General features: G+C 46.2%; 12 protein-coding genes. 9 read left to right on the top strand and 3 right to left on the bottom strand.

The features are described 5' to 3' along the window. Nucleotides 1–12: 12 nt before the first annotated feature. Nucleotides 13–3264 carry a SusC/RagA family TonB-linked outer membrane protein gene (locus ECHVI_RS09950; RefSeq protein ID WP_041738527.1) on the bottom strand — a complete coding sequence of 1084 codons (3252 nt, stop codon included), beginning with the start codon at nucleotides 3262–3264 and terminating at the stop codon, nucleotides 13–15. Between the two features lie 323 nt (nucleotides 3265–3587). Between ECHVI_RS09950 and hflK the strand changes: the two genes are divergently transcribed. Both hflK and hflC read left to right on the top strand, forming a co-directional pair. Further along, the gene (gene hflK, locus ECHVI_RS09945) at nucleotides 3588–4565 is read left to right on the top strand and encodes an FtsH protease activity modulator HflK (RefSeq protein ID WP_015265845.1); all 978 of its coding nucleotides are present in this window, start codon (nucleotides 3588–3590) and stop codon (nucleotides 4563–4565) included. Further along, a complete protein-coding gene (gene hflC, locus ECHVI_RS09940) occupies nucleotides 4562–5500 on the top strand; it encodes a protease modulator HflC (protein ID WP_015265844.1) in 939 nt (312 codons plus the stop codon). Before hflK ends, hflC begins: the two co-directional genes overlap by 4 nt. Nucleotides 5501–5693: 193 nt before the next feature. Here the strand turns inward: hflC and ECHVI_RS09935 are convergent, their stop codons facing one another. After that, nucleotides 5694–6242, bottom strand: coding sequence for an N-acetylmuramoyl-L-alanine amidase (locus ECHVI_RS09935; RefSeq protein WP_342662042.1), 549 nt, complete (start codon nucleotides 6240–6242; stop codon nucleotides 5694–5696). 263 nt (nucleotides 6243–6505) lie between these two features. On the opposite strand from ECHVI_RS09935, the gene ECHVI_RS09930 reads away from it, so the two are divergent. The 7 genes from ECHVI_RS09930 (at nucleotide 6506) to ECHVI_RS09900 (ending at nucleotide 17433) form a co-directional block, all read left to right on the top strand. Next, a complete protein-coding gene (locus tag ECHVI_RS09930; protein WP_015265843.1) occupies nucleotides 6506–7141 on the top strand; it encodes a response regulator in 636 nt (211 codons plus the stop codon). A 268-nt stretch (nucleotides 7142–7409) separates the two neighbouring features. Next, nucleotides 7410–8306, top strand: a complete 897-nt coding sequence (locus tag ECHVI_RS09925; RefSeq protein ID WP_015265841.1) for an N-acetylmuramoyl-L-alanine amidase — start codon at nucleotides 7410–7412, stop codon at nucleotides 8304–8306. Between the two features lie 133 nt (nucleotides 8307–8439). Further along, the gene (locus ECHVI_RS09920) at nucleotides 8440–9300 is read left to right on the top strand and encodes a BadF/BadG/BcrA/BcrD ATPase family protein (RefSeq protein WP_015265840.1); all 861 of its coding nucleotides are present in this window, start codon (nucleotides 8440–8442) and stop codon (nucleotides 9298–9300) included. A 4-nt stretch (nucleotides 9301–9304) separates the two neighbouring features. Further along, nucleotides 9305–10129, top strand: a complete 825-nt coding sequence (murQ, locus tag ECHVI_RS09915; protein ID WP_015265839.1) for an N-acetylmuramic acid 6-phosphate etherase — start codon at nucleotides 9305–9307, stop codon at nucleotides 10127–10129. A gap of 7 nt (nucleotides 10130–10136) precedes the next feature. Then, nucleotides 10137–11684, top strand: a complete 1548-nt coding sequence (locus tag ECHVI_RS09910) for a glycoside hydrolase family 10-like protein (RefSeq protein ID WP_015265838.1) — start codon at nucleotides 10137–10139, stop codon at nucleotides 11682–11684. Nucleotides 11685–11772: 88 nt separating this feature from the next. After that, the gene (locus ECHVI_RS09905) at nucleotides 11773–13209 is read left to right on the top strand and encodes a sodium:solute symporter (RefSeq protein ID WP_015265837.1); all 1437 of its coding nucleotides are present in this window, start codon (nucleotides 11773–11775) and stop codon (nucleotides 13207–13209) included. A gap of 108 nt (nucleotides 13210–13317) precedes the next feature. Continuing rightward, complete coding sequence (locus ECHVI_RS09900; protein ID WP_015265836.1) at nucleotides 13318–17433, top strand: AAA family ATPase; 4116 nt, start codon at nucleotides 13318–13320, stop codon at nucleotides 17431–17433. A 210-nt stretch (nucleotides 17434–17643) separates the two neighbouring features. Here the strand turns inward: ECHVI_RS09900 and ECHVI_RS09895 are convergent, their stop codons facing one another. Continuing rightward, entirely contained in the window at nucleotides 17644–18726 is a 1083-nt protein-coding gene (locus ECHVI_RS09895; protein WP_015265835.1) for a 6-bladed beta-propeller, read from the bottom strand. Nucleotides 18727–18810: the final 84 nt, after the last annotated feature.

Below are 18810 nucleotides of genomic sequence, written 5' to 3'. Positions count from 1 at the left end.
ATTTAATACAATTTAGAGTGTCACCTGCAAACCGAAAGAAATGTTTCTACTGTAAGGATAGACCCTACCAAAGGTGTTGGAGTCATTCAAGCCCGAACTAGTATAATCTACTTCCGGATCAATAGGAAGGTCAAGGTTATCAAACTCAAACAGGTTTTCTCCACTGAAATAAACCCTTACTTTATCAATATTGAGTTTACCGATTACAGACTGTGGCAAGGAATAGCCAATGGTAATGTTTTTCATCCTCATATAGGACATGTCCAACAAGTAACGGGTCTGTCTCAAGAAGTTACGCGAATTGCTGGATTGCCCGGCATCTGTTGGGCGTGGATAGAATGCGTCCGGATTTTCGGGTGTCCAATAATCCTGTTGGTGCGCAAACCAAGCTTCTCCCGGGCGATAGCCAGGAACGAAGATCGGACCATTTGCCCAGTAATCACGCTTCCCGACACCTTGTATAAAGAAGCTAAAATCAATCCCTTTATAGTCTCCTCCCAATCTAAATCCATATTGATACCGTGGCGTGGAATTCCCAATCACCTTCAGGTCTCCATGATCCTCCACGGTGTTGGATCCGTAGGTAATTTCACCATCCCCATTGAGGTCTTTGTATTTAACATCCCCTGGGCCATAAAAGAACCATCCGCTTTCGTAAAGGGACTGGGAAGGAATACCTTCTTTCAGTACATATTTACCATTTTCGGTGATTAGTTCTCCATTGGCATCTTGGACAAAGTCGTCATTGGTAAACAACCTGTCCGTTTCATAGCCCCATATTTCACCGAGTACGCGTCCTTTGCGATTGGCATAGATGCTGGTATTGTCCGCAAATTCAGTAATACGCTCTTTGAAATCGGAAAGCATGGCGGTGGCGTGAAGGTTAAAGCCATTCGAAAAAGAATGGGAATAATCAACGGCCAATTCCCAGCCGGTGGTCTCTAGCTCACCAAGGTTTTGCTTGGTCGCACTGGTACCATAAGAAGCTGGCAGCACTTCCCCGGCACTGTGCATATCACTGGTGGTCCTTCTGTACCAGTCAAAGGTCACACCCAACTTATCTTGGAAAAACCGGGAATCAAAACCAAAATCCAACGTGGTCACCGTCTCCCAAGTCAAGGATGAAGGCAATGCACCGGGAGTACCAAAGGTCAGCTGATTGTCGCTGCCGACCAGCCATCCAGAAGAATAGGAATTCATGATCCGGTAAATATCGCTCAAATAAGCATTCTGGTTACCTATCGCACCCCAAGAAGCACGTAACTTCATGAACGACATCACATTGGTAACAGGCTCCATAAAAGGCTCTTCGGTAATCACATACCCTGCTGACATGGATGGAAAGAACGCCCATCGGTCTGTCGGAGACAAGCGGGAAGATCCATCATATCGTCCATTGAGTTCAAGGAAGTATTTTTGCATGTAGTTATAATTGATCCTACCAAATACCCCCATAGTGGACCACTGGTTTCTAGATCCATCCACAAACTGATCCCCTGAAGCCAAGTCCAGTTCTCCGCGGTCCAAATCCATCAAATCTCTCCGCTGGCTGCTCTGGTACCAATATTCGTAAGCCTCGATATCTCCACCTGCCATAAACTTCATTTCATGGTCACCGGCACTCTTTTCATAAGTCGCAAAGAGCTTACCCACATTTCTATTGCTCCACGAAGAGCGGTATTCGACCCTATTGTAAGAGGCGCTTGAATAGGGGGCATACTCCAAATCCGCACCAGTAGCCCAGAAATTATAAGCTGAAATCACCCCACCTGTCCGGTGATCGTGGAAGTTATTGGAATCAAAGGTATAATTAGCATCAATGCTCAGCCCTTCTACCGGCCTGATAGTCGTGCCCAAATTGATCCGGCTCATAGAAGTGGTCTCCTCATTCATCTTAGCTTGGGTCACTTCAGTAACGGCACTTCTGAAAGGATATCCCTCATAGGTACCGTATGGATAGGTCTTAGGCCATCTGAACAGGTAATACCAAGGATCATAGGTCTCAGAACTGAAGTAAAATGGACGGGTAAACTTCGTTTTGCTGTACAGCACTTTTCCCCTTACGTCCATCCAGTCTGTTACGGCAGTATTGACACTCAGATCGACAGAATAGCGGTTAAATTCATCGGGATTTACTTTCAGCACCCCGTTTTGGCCCAAATAGCCAACGCCTAATCGATAAGTTGTCTTATCACTGCCACCCGCCACAGACACATCATGTTTTTGCTGTGGGGTCCAATCTCGCATAAACATATCTCCTGCATCCCAAGGGCGATAGAAGAAAAGACGGCCATCACGGATCTCAAAATCCCTTCCCAGCACCATTTCATTTCCAAGATCTTGCCCTCCGTATTGCTGCTCCCATTCACGCATCTTTTGAATGCCTTCTTGGTCAAAATACATCCCTACCACTCCAAAAACATTGGTGGACAGATTCGTACGCTGTAATGCACTGAAAGCCATCTCGGCTCCTTCAGCAGCAGACGCGATGACGGGCGTTTTGGTAGGGGTCGCCCAGGAAAAGTTGTTGGAATAACTCACCTTGGGAGCTTCTCCTTTTTTACCCGACTTGGTGGTGATCAGGATCACCCCCCAAGCACCACGCGATCCATAAATAGAGGCCGATGCGGCGTCCTTCAGAACAGAGATCGATTCAATGTCCTCGGGATTGATCAACTGCAGGTTTGGCACTTCCACGTTATCCACGAGGATGAGCGGCTGTGCTCCGCCAGAATTACTCAGCGTACCCGTCATGCCACGTAGTCTAATCGATGGATTTTGGCCAATCTGGCCACTAGGCGTCGTAATGGTCAATCCGGGGGTCGTTCCCTGCAACCCTCTGCCCACATCTGTAATGGGGCGCGATTCGAGCACCTCGGTATCCACCGTGGAAACCGCGCCGGTGAGGTCACTCCTTTTTTGCGTTCCGTAACCTACTACGACGACTTCTTCCAGCGATTTTGCCTCTGCTTCCAAAGCTACATTAATGGTGCTTTGATCGTCCACTTCACGTTCCTGCGCGACCATACCAATAAAGCTGAACACCAAGATTTCGCCTTTTTCTGCTTGGATCTGATAGTTCCCTTCCACATCCGTGGTAACACCCCTGGTGGTTCCTTTTACCAAGATACTGGCTCCCGGTAAGGTCACTCCATCTTCGGCGCTGGATACGGTACCCCTTACGGTTACCGTCTGCGCAGACACCTGAAAATGGAACAGGAGAAAACATAGCGCCCCTAAACAACAGCGTAAAAGTTTTTTCATGTTTGACATTTTAGATAATAGTTAAGTAAATTGATTAAGGTAAGAGCGGAAGAAAAATGGGTGGTTTGCTAATTTTGGGTCTACTGTCAATTGCCCATTATTATTCCTCTCTTATTTTCTTTGGTCAAATTTTCTTAAAAAATGCACCTATTCCATCCCTGAAAACAGGGATATTCCAAAATCACCACAATACGAAAACCACTTCCCTTCCTTTTTAGGCAGGTTTGGAAAAAAAACTGGACTTTTCGACTCTTTTGCCGAGGTGGTCTCATTATTTTTTTGAAGATTGATCCTTCATTCGTTTATAAAAACACTTACTTCTCATGAGCAACAGAAATTTTAACATCAACATTGATCCGGATATGATCAAAAGAAACCTGAGAAAGATCATCTTGGGCCTTGTGATCATTGTCGCGGCATTCAGTGCCATTCATACCGTAGGGCCGGAGGAAGAAGGTGTGGTCATCCAAATGGGAAAATATAACAGAACCGTACCTCCGGGACTGAACTTCACGCTGCCCTTTGGCATCGAAAAAATGCACAAAATCCCTGTTCAGCGTCAACTAAAACAGGAGTTTGGCTTTCGCACCACTTCCCCAAACCAACGGTCGGAGTATGTCAAGGAAGGTTACCTGGGCGAATCCACCATGCTCACCGGCGACTTGAACCTCACTGATGTAGAATGGGTCGTGCAGTATCGAATCAACGATTCCTATAAATACCTTTTTAAGGTGAGAAATGCGGACAAAACGCTGCGTGACATGTCAGAGGCAGCTATGCGCAAAATCGTTGGTGACCGTACAGTAAACGAAGTGCTGACCGTAGGAAGACAAGAAATCGCCAGCAGTGTAGAACAACTTCTCCAAGAACTTTGCGACGAATACGAAAACGGTATCCGTATCGACCAAGTGGTCCTTCAAGATGTCAATCCACCAGACCCGGTAAAACCATCCTTTAACGCTGTCAACGAAGCTCAGCAAGAACGGGAAACCCTGATCAACCAAGCCGAAGCTGACTATAACCGGGTGATCCCTAGGGCTCGCGGCGAAGCCTTGGAGACCATCGAACTCGCAGAGGCCTATGCCCTCAACAGGGTAAACCGGGCCAAAGGTGAAGCAGAACGCTTCAACTCCCTTTTTGAGGCTTACCGCAAAGCTCCTGAAGTGACCAAGCAACGGATATACTTGGAAACCATGGAAAAAGTCCTTCCCAAACTGGACAACAAGGTCATCGTGGATGAAGAAGGCAATAACGTATTACCACTACTCAACTTGAACAAACAAGGAGGTACTGAAAAATGAAAAAGCGCATTATCATATACATCGTCATTGGCGTCATCTTGCTCGTCACGGTAAACAGCAGCATCTTTATCCAAGATGAAACCCAACAATCCATCGTTACGCAATTCGGGAAACCCATCGGCGAACCCAGAACAACCCCTGGAGTCAATTTTAAGGTGCCGTTTTTGCAAAAAGTGCAGTTCTTCGACAAAAGATACCTGGAATGGGACGGTGACCGTAACCAAGTCCCCACCAAAGACAAAAAATTCATCTTTGTGGACACCTATGCACGGTGGGAAATAACAGACCCCCTGCAGTTTTTTATCCGGCTCAGAGATGAAAGGTCCGCCCAATCCCGCCTGGACGACATCTTGGATGGAGAGACCAGAAATGCCATTGCCAGCCATAATCTGCTGGACGTGGTTCGCTCCACCAACCGAGATCCCGAAGTAACGGAAGATTTCATGGAAGAACTGGAGGTACTGGAGGAGATCACCGTTGGGCGTGAGAAAATCGAGGAGATCGTCCTTTCCAAGGCCAATCAAAGGACCACAGACCTCGGTGTCCGCATCTTGGACTTTAAATTCAAACGCATGAACTACGTAAATGAAGTAAGAGACAGGGTGTACGACCGGATGATCAGTGAGCGAAACCGTATTGCCGATCAGTTCCGATCAGAAGGACAAGGTGAAGCCCGTAAAATCCAAGGGGACAAGGAAAGAGACCTTGCTCAGATCCAGTCTGAGGCATTTCGTGAGGCAGAAGAAATCAAAGGCCGTGCAGATGCGGAAGCCACTGACATCTATGCCGCAGCTTATAATCAAAACAGGCAAGCAATCGAACTTTATAAATTTCTCCGAACGATGGAAAGCTTCGAAAAATCACTGGAAGAAAATACCAGCATCATCCTGTCCACCGACTCTGAGTTTTTCAGGTTCTTGAACAGGTTAAACTAACCAACTGAATGATACCGGGGTGCCAGCAGTGCTATCCAAGACTACTGGCACCCTAAAATACCAGACAAATGACGCAAATGGATCATTGAGGAACTACTTTCAAATCCAAATCCCGTAACCGGTTTCGGATTTTTTCCATAAAACTTTCTCCCGGGTCTGTTTTCTGCGTCCTATATCCCTCATCCTTTTCCAGCTATAACGCGTGGTCTTCAAAAGCGGTATATTCAAAGTGCCCAATCACATAATCAATGGGATATTTTCTTTTTAAATGCCTCACTAAAGCCTCATTCGCTTTCAACTGAGCCTTGGTGAGCGGTGCGTCTGCACTGCCTACATTTTCCACACCAATGGCACAATGATTCAGACCAATAACATGCCGCGCCATTACCGTATCCGGTAGCTGTCTGAAAATCGTCCCATCCCGATCGATAAGGTAGTGGGCTGACACATTCAGGGCACTCGCCTCAGCAATCCCCTTTCTACTTCCGGGAAGTCTGACCGGATTCATGGCATCATAAGACCGTTCCAGATCGGAAATGGCAGTCCAGTGCAGCACCACCATCTTCGGGGTAATAACCGGCTCCTCTTGCTCCAAACCATAATGGGAAGCCAAGTATTCCAAGGTCAGCTGTTTCCTTTCCTCATCAAACTTTATCGGCTTTTCAAACACCCGATATGTGGAAGAGCTACAACTCAGAATCATAACCGCCAATGCCACTATTCCCAATCGGCTTATCTTCATACTTTTAATCATTCGCTTAATTCTCATCCTCCCTAAATTAAAGCCTTCTCTTGATGCCCACATCCCTGAAAACAGTGATTTTTCATTTTTCTTAACCTTTGGACAATATTCCGAAATCAGCCCAAAATACATTTAAACCCAAATCTCAGACAGAAACCACTAGTTTCCAGTGGACTTTGCATCTACCGCTAATGTAAATTCTATTTTAAAAAATTGTAAATTAATGCTACTTATTTCTCGAAAGGGACCAAACTGCAGGCATCATGATTAATGTACTGATAGCGGATGACCACCGCATGTTTATAGATGGACTGAAGGCTATGCTCCTTGATATTCCAGGCATCAAGGTAGTCGGTGAAGCACTTAATGGCCAAGAAGCGCTGGATTACTGTATCGATCAGCCCGTGGACATCGTGATCATGGACATCAATATGCCCGTGATGGACGGGGTGGCTGCCACCAAACAACTGCTGAAAGCCCATAAGGCCCTGAAAGTATTAGGGCTGAGCATGCATAACGACAGGCATTTTGTATCGGACATGCTGAAGACTGGTGCTCAAGGCTATATCCTTAAAAACACCGGAAAGGATGACTTGGTGGAAGCGATCAAAACCCTCTACAATGGCGGCACTTTTCTGGGAGAAGAAGTCAGCAAGACCCTGCTGAGCAGTTTTATGAAACAACCCCATAGAACCCCATTCAACGAAAAGCTTTCTGAACGTGAAATGGAAGTCTTGGGCTGTATCGCCAATGGCCTTACCACCCAAGAGATCGCGGAAAAGTTATTTATCAGCAAAAACACTGTAGAAACCCACCGCAAAAACCTGCTCTATAAACTACAAGCCAAAAACACCGCTGAACTGGTCAACAATGCTTACAAAAGAAGATTAATTGGTTAGCATGTTCTATTTTTGGTGACTGGATGAATTTTAGGACTCATCATTTAACTGGTATTAGCTGAATTGGCCTTTCCTTAACAGTATTTTACCAGTTCCTTTCAAGCTCCTTTCACCTCCAGTTCCCATGGTATCTTAGTGGCCTGACTTAAGAGGGATATTAAGTTCAAATCCAACCCCATCTCCTTGAAACAAATCCCTGTTTTCGGTGAGCTAAAACCTACTTTTTTCCCTGATATTTGTATATTCATTAATTACTCAGGAATCCCATATGATGAATTATACCAATTATCAAGCGTTTGTTCTATTTACCGCACTAGGAATATTGCTCTTTTCATGCAGTCCAAAACCCTATGCGGATATCAACAAGGCCCACCAAAAACAGGTGGATGCACAGGTGGAAAAAATCACAGCCACTCCCCTCGTAAAAAAAGACGCTGCTGACACCACCCATCTCAATGACCTCTGGGTAGGCACTACCAACTTCAGCATCAGAAAACCAAACTTTGTGGTTATTCACCACACTGCTCAGGATTCACTGGAACAAACCATTCATACCTTCACCATTCCCAGAACACAAGTCAGCTCGCATTATGTCATCAGCCGGGATGGTACCATCGTCCAGATGCTCAATGACTACCTTCGATCTTGGCATGCCGGCCGCGGGAAATGGGGACATGACACCGACCTCAACTCCGCTTCATTGGGGATCGAACTGGACAATAACGGCAAAGAACCTTTCACCGAAGAACAGATCAATAGCCTACTCAAATTACTCAAACGGCTCAAAGAAGATTACAATATCCCCACAGCCAATTTCATTGGCCATGCTGACCTGGCTCCGAGACGAAAAGTAGATCCCAGCATCCATTTTCCTTGGAAACGGCTAGCGGAAGAGGGCTTTGGCTTATGGTATGATGACTTTCTCCTGATGGATATTGACCTTCCCACAGGGGACATGGGCTATAAAACCGAAACCGTCATGCTGGAAGCCGTTCCCGATTCGTTTCACCCACTCGAAGCATTGCGGATCATTGGCTACGATATCAGCGACCCGGGGGCGGCCATTCAGTCATTCAAACTCCATTTTATCCAACAGGACATTGATTCACCCCTGACGGAGAATGACATCCGTATATTGCATAATTTGTATAAGAAATACCTTTAAGGACAATCCAGTGATTATGGCAAATCCCTATTTTCAGGGATGCCTAAAGGAGCAAATACCAACATCTTTGTATCAGAAGTGACGCTTTGATCCAAGGAAAAGTCACCCATTTTGTCAAATTAAATTGATCAATATGCTGTTAATCGCAGATAGTGGATCCACTAAAACCGATTGGAGATTAGTGGATGAAGAGGGAAACACCATTGATGCAGTGCAATGCAAGGGGCTGAACCCCTATTTTTTGACGGAAAATGAAATTGCACAAATCATCCAAAACGAAGTACTCCCCGTCACGAAGGGCGTCGAAAAGGTGATTTTCTACGGTGCCGGTTGTGGCCTCCCGGAAAAAGTCAGCCAAGTAAAAAATGCCATTGAATCCGTACTGCCTGTCAAATACCCCACCGAAGTATATGGCGACATCCTTGGAGCGGCCAGGAGCCTTTTGCAAGACCAACGTGGCATCACCTGTATCTTGGGCACAGGAGCTAATTCCTGCGTCTATGATGGAAAAGACATCATAGACAATGTCCCATCCCTTGGATATATCCTAGCAGATTGGGGCAGTGGAACAGTCCTTTGCAAAGACCTCATTTCGCTCATCCTCCAAGAAAAGATCGCGCCAGAAATCAGGGCTGACTTCCTCGCTACCTACCCGATGGACCTTCGGGAAATCCTGGACAAAATCTATAATAAGCCACAAGCAAACCGATATTTGGCATCTTTCACCCCATTCTTGCTGAAATATGCGCACCATCCAGCTTGTGAAAAAATCCTCAAGGACAATTTCAGAAAATTCTTTGACTACTATGTATTGGCCTATGAGGCGCATGGGCTGAACGACACCATTACGTTCAGCGGATCCATTGCTTATCATTTCAGCGATTTCCTACATGCTATTGCCGATGAATACGGATTAGCCATCCACAAAATCATACAGCACCCTATGAACGGGCTAATCAAATACCATTGTAAAACCGTACCCGCTATTAAATAACATCATGTCTGCGCAAAACGCTCTCACCACGGAAACGTCCTCCCTCTATGAGGACTTGGATAAAATGAATGCCCAAGAGCTCTTGACGAGCATCAATCAAGAGGATCAAAAAGTAGCCGTTGCCGTTCAAGCGGCCATTCCACAAATTGAAAAACTGATCACTGCGGCGGCCGAAAAAATGGTCAAAGGAGGAAGGCTCTTTTACATCGGCGCGGGCACTTCGGGAAGGTTGGGAATTTTGGATGCTTCCGAAATTCCGCCCACTTATGGCGCCTCACCGGAGTTGGTGTGTGGCCTTATTGCTGGAGGAGACAGCGCTATCCGTCACGCAGTAGAAGGTGCTGAGGACGATCTTGACCAAGCGTGGGTGGACCTTAAAGCACAGCACATCACCGAAAACGACATCCTGATCGGCATCGCGGCATCAGGAAGGACCCCTTATGTCCGGGGAGGCTTACAAACAGCCAAAGCCCATGGAGTAATGACTGGAAGCATTGCCTGTAACGCCAATGCCCAGATTTCGGGTGATGCTGACTTCCCTATCGAGGTGGAAGTGGGGCCGGAATTTGTCACTGGCAGCACCCGGATGAAGGCAGGAACTGCTCAAAAACTAGTCCTCAACATGATCAGTACCAGCTTGATGATTATGCTCGGCAAAGTAAAAGGCAACAAAATGGTCAATATGCAGCTCAGCAACCAAAAACTGGTAAAAAGAGGCACAAGGATGATCCTTGAGGAAATCCCCGAACTGGATGAGGGTACGGCACTGAAACTGTTGACTGCTCACGGCTCCGTAAAAAAGGCTATAGACGCTTATCAAAACAACTAAACGAATCATGACCTTAACCTGGACCCGCACCGTATTAATGATGATGTTGACGCTATTGCCGTTCACCATGGCCATGGCTCAAAAATCTCCCAAACGAGAACTCAGGGCTGCGTGGATTGCCACGGTAAACAACATCGACTGGCCTAGCAAACCGGGGCTTCCTGCGTCCCAGCAACGGGAAGAATATGTCCTGCTGCTCGACAGCCTGGCCGCTGCGGGCATGAATGCAGTCGTCATGCAGATCCGCCCCACAGCGGACACCTTTTATCCTTCCAGCTATGAACCTTGGTCCGCATATTTAACTGGAAAGCAAGGACAGGCTCCTTCCTCCTACTACAATCCTTTGGCCTTTATGATTGCCGAAGCAAAAAAGAGAAACCTCGAATTCCATGCTTGGTTTAACCCTTACCGGGCATCAAACAGTTCGGATTTTATCCCGTCTGCCGACCATCCCTTGGTGAAGCATCCGGATTGGTTTGTACAGTATGGAGGGAAATGGTATTACGATCCAGGAATCCCCGCAGCACAGGAATTTGTGCTGCGGTCCATCATTGAGGTGGTCAAACACTACGACCTCGACGCCGTTCATTTTGACGATTATTTTTACCCTTACAAGATCGCTGGGGAGGAATTTCCTGACAAGGGCTCATTTGAGCAATTCGGAAGCCACTTTGATGACATTGAGGAATGGAGAAGACATAATGTAGATTATTTTGTCGAAGAATTGTCCAAGAGGATAAAAACGGAAAAGCCCTTTGTCAAATTCGGCATCAGTCCCTTTGGGGTTTGGCGAAACCTAGACAGGGATCCCAAAGGCTCAGCCACTAAAGCAGGTCAGACCAATTATGATGACTTGTATGCTGATGTCCTGAAATGGCTACGTGAAGGTTGGATCGATTACGTCACTCCACAAATATACTGGCATATTGGGTTTGAATTGGCAGAATACAAAACATTGGTAAAATGGTGGGCCGAAAATAGCTATGGACGTGACGTCTACATCGGCCAAGGCATTTATCGCTTGGGCCAAAAAGGATGGGAAGACAAAAATGAAGTTGTCAACCAAATTCAGTACAACAGGACATTTCCCATGGTCAAAGGAAGCATGTTCTTCAGTGCCAAGACCATTCTCCAACGCAAGGAAAATATCCATGATCAGTTGGCAAAAGTATATCCAAGCCCTGCGCTCCCTCCGGTCATGTCGTGGATCGACCAAACGCCACCGGATGCTCCCGATCAGCTGTCGGCATCAGGCAGTCCTGACACGGGAATCACCTTGGAATGGGAGGAAAATGCAAGGGGAGGTGCCCAATATTTCGTAATTTACCGTTCTGAAGATCTTAACAACCTTGACATCAACAATCCGCAGCAAATAGTGGCCAAGGTTCCCTGCTCCGCATACGGGCAGCAAAGCTGGAAGGATGAAGACATCCAAAAACGGACCACTTACCACTATTGCCTAACGGCCGTGGACAGGCTACACAACGAAAGTAACGCCTCCACCACCATCAGCGTCACCACACGAGGTAAAAGAAAACGTGTGGCAGGTGAGTAAGGGAGGGACAAAATCGTGCATCAGGTAGCTGAGTCGGATCAAGCAGCAATGAAGAAAGAGCAAAGAACCTAAACATATCACGCATTCCATGAGCCAAACACTCGTATTTATCGTCATTTCATCCTATTTCCTACTGTTGCTGCTGATCAGTTACCTGACCTCGCGCAAAACAGATGACCTGACATTTTATACGGCCAATAGGCAATCGCCATGGTACCTGGTGGCTTTTGGGATGGTGGGGGCGTCCCTGTCAGGGGTTACCTTTATTTCAGTTCCAGGAGAAGTGGGCAATTCATCTTGGAATTATTTGCAATTTGTCATGGGCAACATGGTGGGCTATGCCGTGATCGCAATGGTACTGATCCCCCTATTTTACCGGCTAAACCTGATCAGTATTTATGAGTACCTCCGGGATCGTTTTGGCCAAAAAGCCTACCTATCAGGTGCGGTGATCTTTTTGGTTTCCCAAACGATTGGGGCATCTTTCCGATTGTTTTTGGCAGCCACCGTTCTGCAAATTGCTTTTTTTGATGCGTATAACATCCCGTTTTTTGTGACTGTACTCACCACCGCCACGCTCATCTGGATATACACCTACAAAGGCGGCATCAAAACCATTGTTTGGACGGACACGCTCCAAACAACCTTTCTACTGCTGGCAGTGATCATCAGCATCGTCATCATCAGCCAGCAGCTCGACCTCAGCTTGGGTGAACTCACCAGTGTCATACATCAAAGCCCGCTCTCAACGGTTTTTGAATGGGACCCCTTGTCCAATAAAAACTTCTTTAAAATGTTTTTTGCAGGCATATTTATCACCATTACCATGAATGGGCTGGACCAAAACGTCATGCAAAAAAACCTGACCTGCAAAGACCAAAAAGAAGCCAAAAAGAACATCCTGTGGTTTTCCATCAGCTTTTTTATTTCCAACCTGTTTTTCCTTTCATTGGGGGTGTTGCTCTACTATTTTGCAGCCCAAAACAACATCGCCATCCCAACAAGCTCCGATGAGCTCTACCCTATCCTTGCGCTGGATCACTTTGGTACGTTGGCAGGCATCACCTTTTTGCTTGGCATTATCGCTGCGGCATTTTCCAGTGCTGATTCGGCGTTGACAGCACTCACCACCTCTTTCTGTGTGGATATCATGAAATTGCCGACCAAACGGCACCTCAACCAAAGAGCCACGCGTCTAAAGGTTCATATAGGCTTTACGGCCCTGATTTTTGTGGTCATCGTGCTATTTGACTTGCTCAATAACAGCAGTGTGGTAAGTGCGGTGTTTAAAGCTGCAGGTTTCACCTACGGCCCACTGTTGGGATTGTTTGCGTTTGGCCTGACCAATAAAATTGCGGTTAAGGACAAGTTGGTACCGGCCATTTGTTTGGCGTCTCCTGTCATTTGCTATATACTGGACAGCCATTCGGCAGCGTGGTTTGGGGGATACCAATTTGGTTTTGAAATCCTTTTGGTCAATGGTGCCTTGACTTATTTGGGACTATTGCTGGCGATGAAAAAGTAAAAAACTTAAATTGACTGTTCGAAAGAAGATTGGTCAACATAAAAAGACCGCAAAACCAACGAGCAATCACTAAAGTCATCGAGGTCAACATCATATTCGCTGCATATCATGCCCTATCCCAGTGCTTCATCCCCATCCCTCATCACCCACCACCCGGAGCTGGCCAAAAAGCTGAATGAATTCATAAGGCTATCATCAAAAGCCAATTCCTCGTCCCTATGTGGCCTTATTGTTACAGGTCCTTCAGGAGTGGGCAAAACGCATTTGATAGAGCACTATTTAAACATTTACAAAAACGAATACCTCTTCATCTTCATCAGCCACCTACAGCAGCAGCGTAATATTCCGTATGCTGGAATGAAAATTGGGATCGGAGAATTTTTGAGGAAAGTCTATAAGGATTTGGCTCCTGACCAGTTGGAGCATTTCTCTGCGCAGCTAAAAAAACGGCTTGGCGAGCATTTCCCACTTCTTTTTGATTATATCCCAGAACTGACCTTGCTCCTTGGCAAGGACACCATTCCCCCTACGTCACCCACTCCAAAAGTAGAAAATCAGCTCTACTCCCTCTTTCATATTCTCTTTGGGTTTTTAAGTGACTTTCTAGGCAAATCGATATTAATCTTCATCGATAATATGCAGTGGATGGACGGGTCAAGTGTCAACCTATTGCACTATCTCTTGCTGCGCTTATCTCCCCAGCAATTGAGGCTGATCGGCGCCAGTAGGGAATCCAAGGAGAACATTATCCGGGTAAACCAGCTGATGGAATGGCTGAATTTTGAGACCAAAAACCTGGAGATCATCCCACTTTATGGCTTACGTACCGAACAGACCCTTTCCTTTCTTGAGGATATTCTGAAAGCTCCGGTGGCCCCGCACCTCCATCGCTTATTTCACGCCCTTTGCGAGGGGAACCCAAGTTACATGCAAGTGCTGGCCGAAAGCCTAAAAGCGGGAAAACTGATCAAGCTGCAAAACGGCATTTGGTCTGGGGACATCCCTAGCATTACCCAGCAGTTTAAAGGGAAAAATGCCCGTGAAATCCTTTGGGATCGTCTAAAAACCCTCAGCCCACCTACGCTTAACCTGCTTACCTGGCTGTCTTGTATTGGGAGCTATAACCACCAAGTGTTGGTTTCATTGTTCGAAAACGACAAACTGCTCCTTCAGCAAAGCCTTCAAGAGGCGGTGGAAATGGGATTGCTCAGCTCCTTGAAAGGTGATTACCGCTTTTCTGAAACCTACATTGGGGAAGTGATCTATGATGGGATCCCGCTGAATGAGAAAACCAACCTTCACTATCGCATAGGCAAGGACATCCTCCAAAATGACTTGCAAGCGCTCAGCAGTACTGAACGCGTCTTGGCTGCACAGCATCTCAACCAATCCTTGGAACTGGTCAAAGAAGCCGGAGACGCCTTTATCTGTGCCAACCTCAACTTGGAAGTAGGCAAGCTCCAAAAGCAGGACAATGCCTATGAGCAAGCCCGGCATTTTCTTAAAATAAGTTCAGACCTCTTCAAAACCCTCCCTTGGGAAATGGTCAAGGATCTTTATTGGGAAACCAATATGGAAAGGGCAAAAGTAGAATACCACCTTGGCGAATACGATCTGGCTGAGATTCACTTGGACCATTTGTTGGAGAGGCTCCTTGATCTGGAAAAAAGGGCCGAAAGCTATATCCTAAAGATCACCATTAACAACCATCTTGGACGCTACCGTAAAGTGGTCACCATCTTGGGGGAGGCGCTGTCAGAGCTTGGCCTCACCCTACCGACCGAAGACACTGATCTCGAAGCAGCACTTGACCAACTGAAAGAAGGAATCGCCCACCCCATCGAGGCCAATTCCATTACTGGTAAATCCATAAACCAACATTTCATTCTAAAATTGCTGTATGTGGGAGGAATGGCGCTGCACCATACCGCCGACACCTTAATGATCTGGGCGGCCCTTCAGATCATTAGCCGGTCCAGAAACACCGAAGATGAAGGCGTCAAAGCCATCGGCTATGTAAGCTACGGAAGGATGAACATTATCGCCGGAAATATTGACCACGGCTATCAACTGGGCACCAAAGGCCTCCAAATCAACCAAGAGCTACAGGATATGCAGTACCGATGTCGGGTATTCGGTGTTTTCGCCTTTTATATCCAACCCTGGAAAAAATCATTTGACCAGAGCATTCCCCTACTTATGGAAGGCATGGAAGCAGGGCGTAAGGCGGGTGACCTCATTGGCTTGTACATCCTGAAAACCCACCTGTTTAACCTTCATTTGCTGTCGGGACATCCGATTCGCCCATTATTGGATTATACCTTTGAGGAATCATACCCCGGTATGGAGCTGACCTATTACATCACCCACTACCAAAAAAGCCTCATCCGGTATCTTTCAGGAGAGCGTACCTTCTTTTCCATTCCTCGCCAGCAACCCAGCTGGCTTGCCGCAAAGCTGACCATTCAGGAAGAGCGCTTTTACCGTAACCATGTCTGGGCAAGGTACTATTTTCTTTTTGGCCATTACGAGCAAGCCCTCCGCAGTACCAGGGAAGCCAATGCCAACCGAAAACTACAAGAAGGCTCTCCTTTGGTTCCTGCCAATCTGGTGCTGCTATTTCTGTCCCTGACCCAAAACTGGCACAATCTTCCTTCCGACAAAACAGGTCGACACCTTGACGAACTGAAAGAAATCCTCGACGCCTGCGCCCACTGGCACCAACATGCCCCTGAAAATTATACCGCCACCTATTGCCTGCTGATGGCTGAATGGAAACGCGTAAACAATAGGCCGTCAGATGAGGCAATTGAATATTACAAGAAGGCCATCCATCATGCCAAAAACGACCATTACAATTTAGCCTTGGCGAATGAACTGCTGGCCAAACACCTTCTGGAGGAAGCCGAAAAGCCAGCAGCCATCCAGCACTTACGGGCAGCGATCAATGCTTACCAAGCTTGGGAGGGAATCGCCAAGGTAAAACAACTGCACCAACAATATCAAGTCCTGCTCGATGATGGCAGTATCGACCTAGAACCCAATATCGAAACGGTACTGAGGGAACTGAGTGGAGACTTGGAACTGGACCCTTTATCCAAAAAACTCATGGTCCTCTTGATGAGGATTTCCGGCACTGAAAGAACCGGGTTAGAGTGGATCGAAAACAATGGAGACATCATCGATCAAAAAACACTCACCCTCTCCCCTAGCCGTCGTGACTTTGCTCCCGTCCCATCTGGTCTCATGCTCTTGTGCCACCGGACACAAACACCTCTGATCGTAAACGACCTGGACAAGGAAAGTAGTTTTTCTGAAATCACAGCACTCAAAAACAGTGGAGTAAAGTCTTTCTTGATCCAGCCGATCAACATCAATGGCTACCTCTCCATGGTCATCTATCTGGAAAATCGCCATACCAAGGATCACTTCACGGAAGACCTGATCCGATGGATTCGCATCATCGCCAACCAAGGCGGAATGATTATCGAAAATGCCCGAACGCACGAAAAAACCCTATTACTCAATCAGGAGATCAGCAGAGAAATCGAAGAAAAAAAGCAACTGATTTCTTTCATCGAACAACAAAAAAACAACCACCTCAAAGACCTCATCCAGACGCAGGAAGACGAAAGACAGCGGATCGCAGGAGACCTGCATGACAGCTTAGGGTCTTTGCTTTCCACCATTAAAATCCAATTGCAAGGCTTGCAAAGCTTTACCGCTTCCCCATCCAAAAGCAACTTGGACACCTTGAAAAAAATGGATGAAGCCATTGAAGAAGTGAGAAGAATAGCCCATAACATGTCGCCCGTATCGTTACGGCGCTTTGGCCTTCCATCGGCTTTACAAACCCTCATAGAGCACATCAATGCAAGTGGTAAAATGCTTGGAGACCTTCAAATCCTGGGATTGGACAGGCGCTTGCCTGAGCAAACAGAGCTGACCATCTACCGCATCTGCCAGGAACTCGTCCAGAACACCCTCAAACATGCCCAGGCATCCCGGCTACATTTACAGCTGATCAACCACGGGGATTCCCTAAACATCACTGCAGAAGACAATGGAACGGGCATGGACCAAGGAAAAGTCTCCAGTGGCTTTGGCCTGCTGGGCATTGAAGCCAAAGTCCAAATGCTGCACGGGACTTTTGATATCGAAAGTCAGCCGGGTAAAGGATTCCTCGCGGTGATTGATATTCCTTTAACCCGGATTATACAATAGGATTCGTAGTGAGGGCTGAAACTGCAATAAAATCAGGCTGTTTGGAGCGGGGAGCGCAACATCACGCCAGTAAACCTTTCAGCAATCAACCAGTAAAAAACTATACCTAATCCATTGATTTTAAACCGGTTTCAGACCGCAACAGATAAACTAGCCTGACGTGGGTTTCAGCGTACGCTCCCAGATGGAAAGGGCAGAATCATAGGCAAATCAAAAAAGAACTATGGATGGATTAGGTTCTATTTCGCCAGGTTTGGGTGGATGCTGGACGATCAAATACAATTGCCCATTGGATTTTGAGTGTGGCATATATTTCACTTCATATCCCGGCACACTAAAGCCTTCTTTGACCACAAACCCTTCTTTCATATCCCTGTCATAAATAAACAAATAGGGTGTGTTCCGATATTCATATTTGACTAAGAAAAAATGGTCAAAAGCCATGATATTTCGGAGGTGATAAACTTTCTCCTTTCCATCCCACACCTCTCTTGAAAATTCAAACCTCACTTTTGGCAAAACACGATCATTCTCCACTTGATACAACGTGTCGCGAATGAATTTACCCCTGTATGCACGAGGAGGAAGAAGTATGGGGTTATAAAAATAATTTGTGGAGTCATATGCCGAATAAAATAGCACGGAGGGCTGTCTCCTCACAGCTCCCGATGAGCCCTTTAATTTTAGATGATCTACCTTTATCTTTTTTTGAATATCAAATTCTTTACTAGTGCTAACAATATCCGCTGAAATAAAATATTCACCATCATCTCCATTGACAAACTTCTCTGCCACTACCTGATAGCCATCAATAGCATTTTTGATAAGAAAGGGATTGCCAGGCAATTTTTTGACCGCAGCCATTAACTTCCCTGCGGTATCAAATTTATACAATGAAAACCGAAACATATCTGCCATCAGGATTGCCTGCTCTTCTTCATTAAACGCAATTGAGGTCGGGGTGGAATACGTCCCGGGACCTTTATCTCCTATTTCCCCAATATTTTTAATAAAGTTACCCTCCAGGTCAAACTGCAAAACTCCATTCTTGATATCGACAATGTAAAGATGCTCATCCGAAACAGTAATATCTTGGACGTATTTAATCATACTATGATCTGTCAATTCTAATGGGATTTCTACATAATCACTCGCGAAATCCTCCAGCTGAACCGCTTTCTTCTCATCATGATCAATGTGAATAACGGGTATATCCGAGGTCGTTTTAGGTGCCTTTTGGCATTGAAAAAGAAAAACACAGGCCGTCAAAAGAAAAATCACAATGAATTTCATAAAGCTAAGGCTAAAAGATTAGTGATCTAAAAAATTAACGTATGACATAAAAACAAGTTGACCTGAGAATATGATACGGTTCCC

Source organism: Echinicola vietnamensis DSM 17526, from assembly GCF_000325705.1.
GTDB lineage: Bacteria > Bacteroidota > Bacteroidia > Cytophagales > Cyclobacteriaceae > Echinicola > Echinicola vietnamensis.
Note: the sequence above shows the minus strand (reverse complement) of the source record. Positions and strands in the feature narration are given on the sequence as shown.

Excerpts from the sequence above, each read along its gene's own strand:
- ECHVI_RS09935 (WP_342662042.1), bottom strand. The coding sequence starts at position 6,242 with ATGAAGATAAGCCGATTGGGAATAGTGGCATTGGCGGTTATGATTCTG.
- ECHVI_RS09895 (WP_015265835.1), bottom strand. The coding sequence starts at position 18,726 with ATGAAATTCATTGTGATTTTTCTTTTGACGGCCTGTGTTTTTCTTTTT.
- ECHVI_RS09925 (WP_015265841.1), top strand. The coding sequence starts at position 7,410 with ATGATGAATTATACCAATTATCAAGCGTTTGTTCTATTTACCGCACTA.
- hflC (WP_015265844.1), top strand. The coding sequence starts at position 4,562 with ATGAAAAAGCGCATTATCATATACATCGTCATTGGCGTCATCTTGCTC.
- ECHVI_RS09950 (WP_041738527.1), bottom strand. The coding sequence starts at position 3,264 with ATGAAAAAACTTTTACGCTGTTGTTTAGGGGCGCTATGTTTTCTCCTG.
- ECHVI_RS09905 (WP_015265837.1), top strand. The coding sequence starts at position 11,773 with ATGAGCCAAACACTCGTATTTATCGTCATTTCATCCTATTTCCTACTG.
- ECHVI_RS09930 (WP_015265843.1), top strand. The coding sequence starts at position 6,506 with ATGATTAATGTACTGATAGCGGATGACCACCGCATGTTTATAGATGGA.
- ECHVI_RS09910 (WP_015265838.1), top strand. The coding sequence starts at position 10,137 with ATGACCTTAACCTGGACCCGCACCGTATTAATGATGATGTTGACGCTA.
- ECHVI_RS09920 (WP_015265840.1), top strand. The coding sequence starts at position 8,440 with ATGCTGTTAATCGCAGATAGTGGATCCACTAAAACCGATTGGAGATTA.
- hflK (WP_015265845.1), top strand. The coding sequence starts at position 3,588 with ATGAGCAACAGAAATTTTAACATCAACATTGATCCGGATATGATCAAA.
- ECHVI_RS09900 (WP_015265836.1), top strand. The coding sequence starts at position 13,318 with ATGCCCTATCCCAGTGCTTCATCCCCATCCCTCATCACCCACCACCCG.
- murQ (WP_015265839.1), top strand. The coding sequence starts at position 9,305 with ATGTCTGCGCAAAACGCTCTCACCACGGAAACGTCCTCCCTCTATGAG.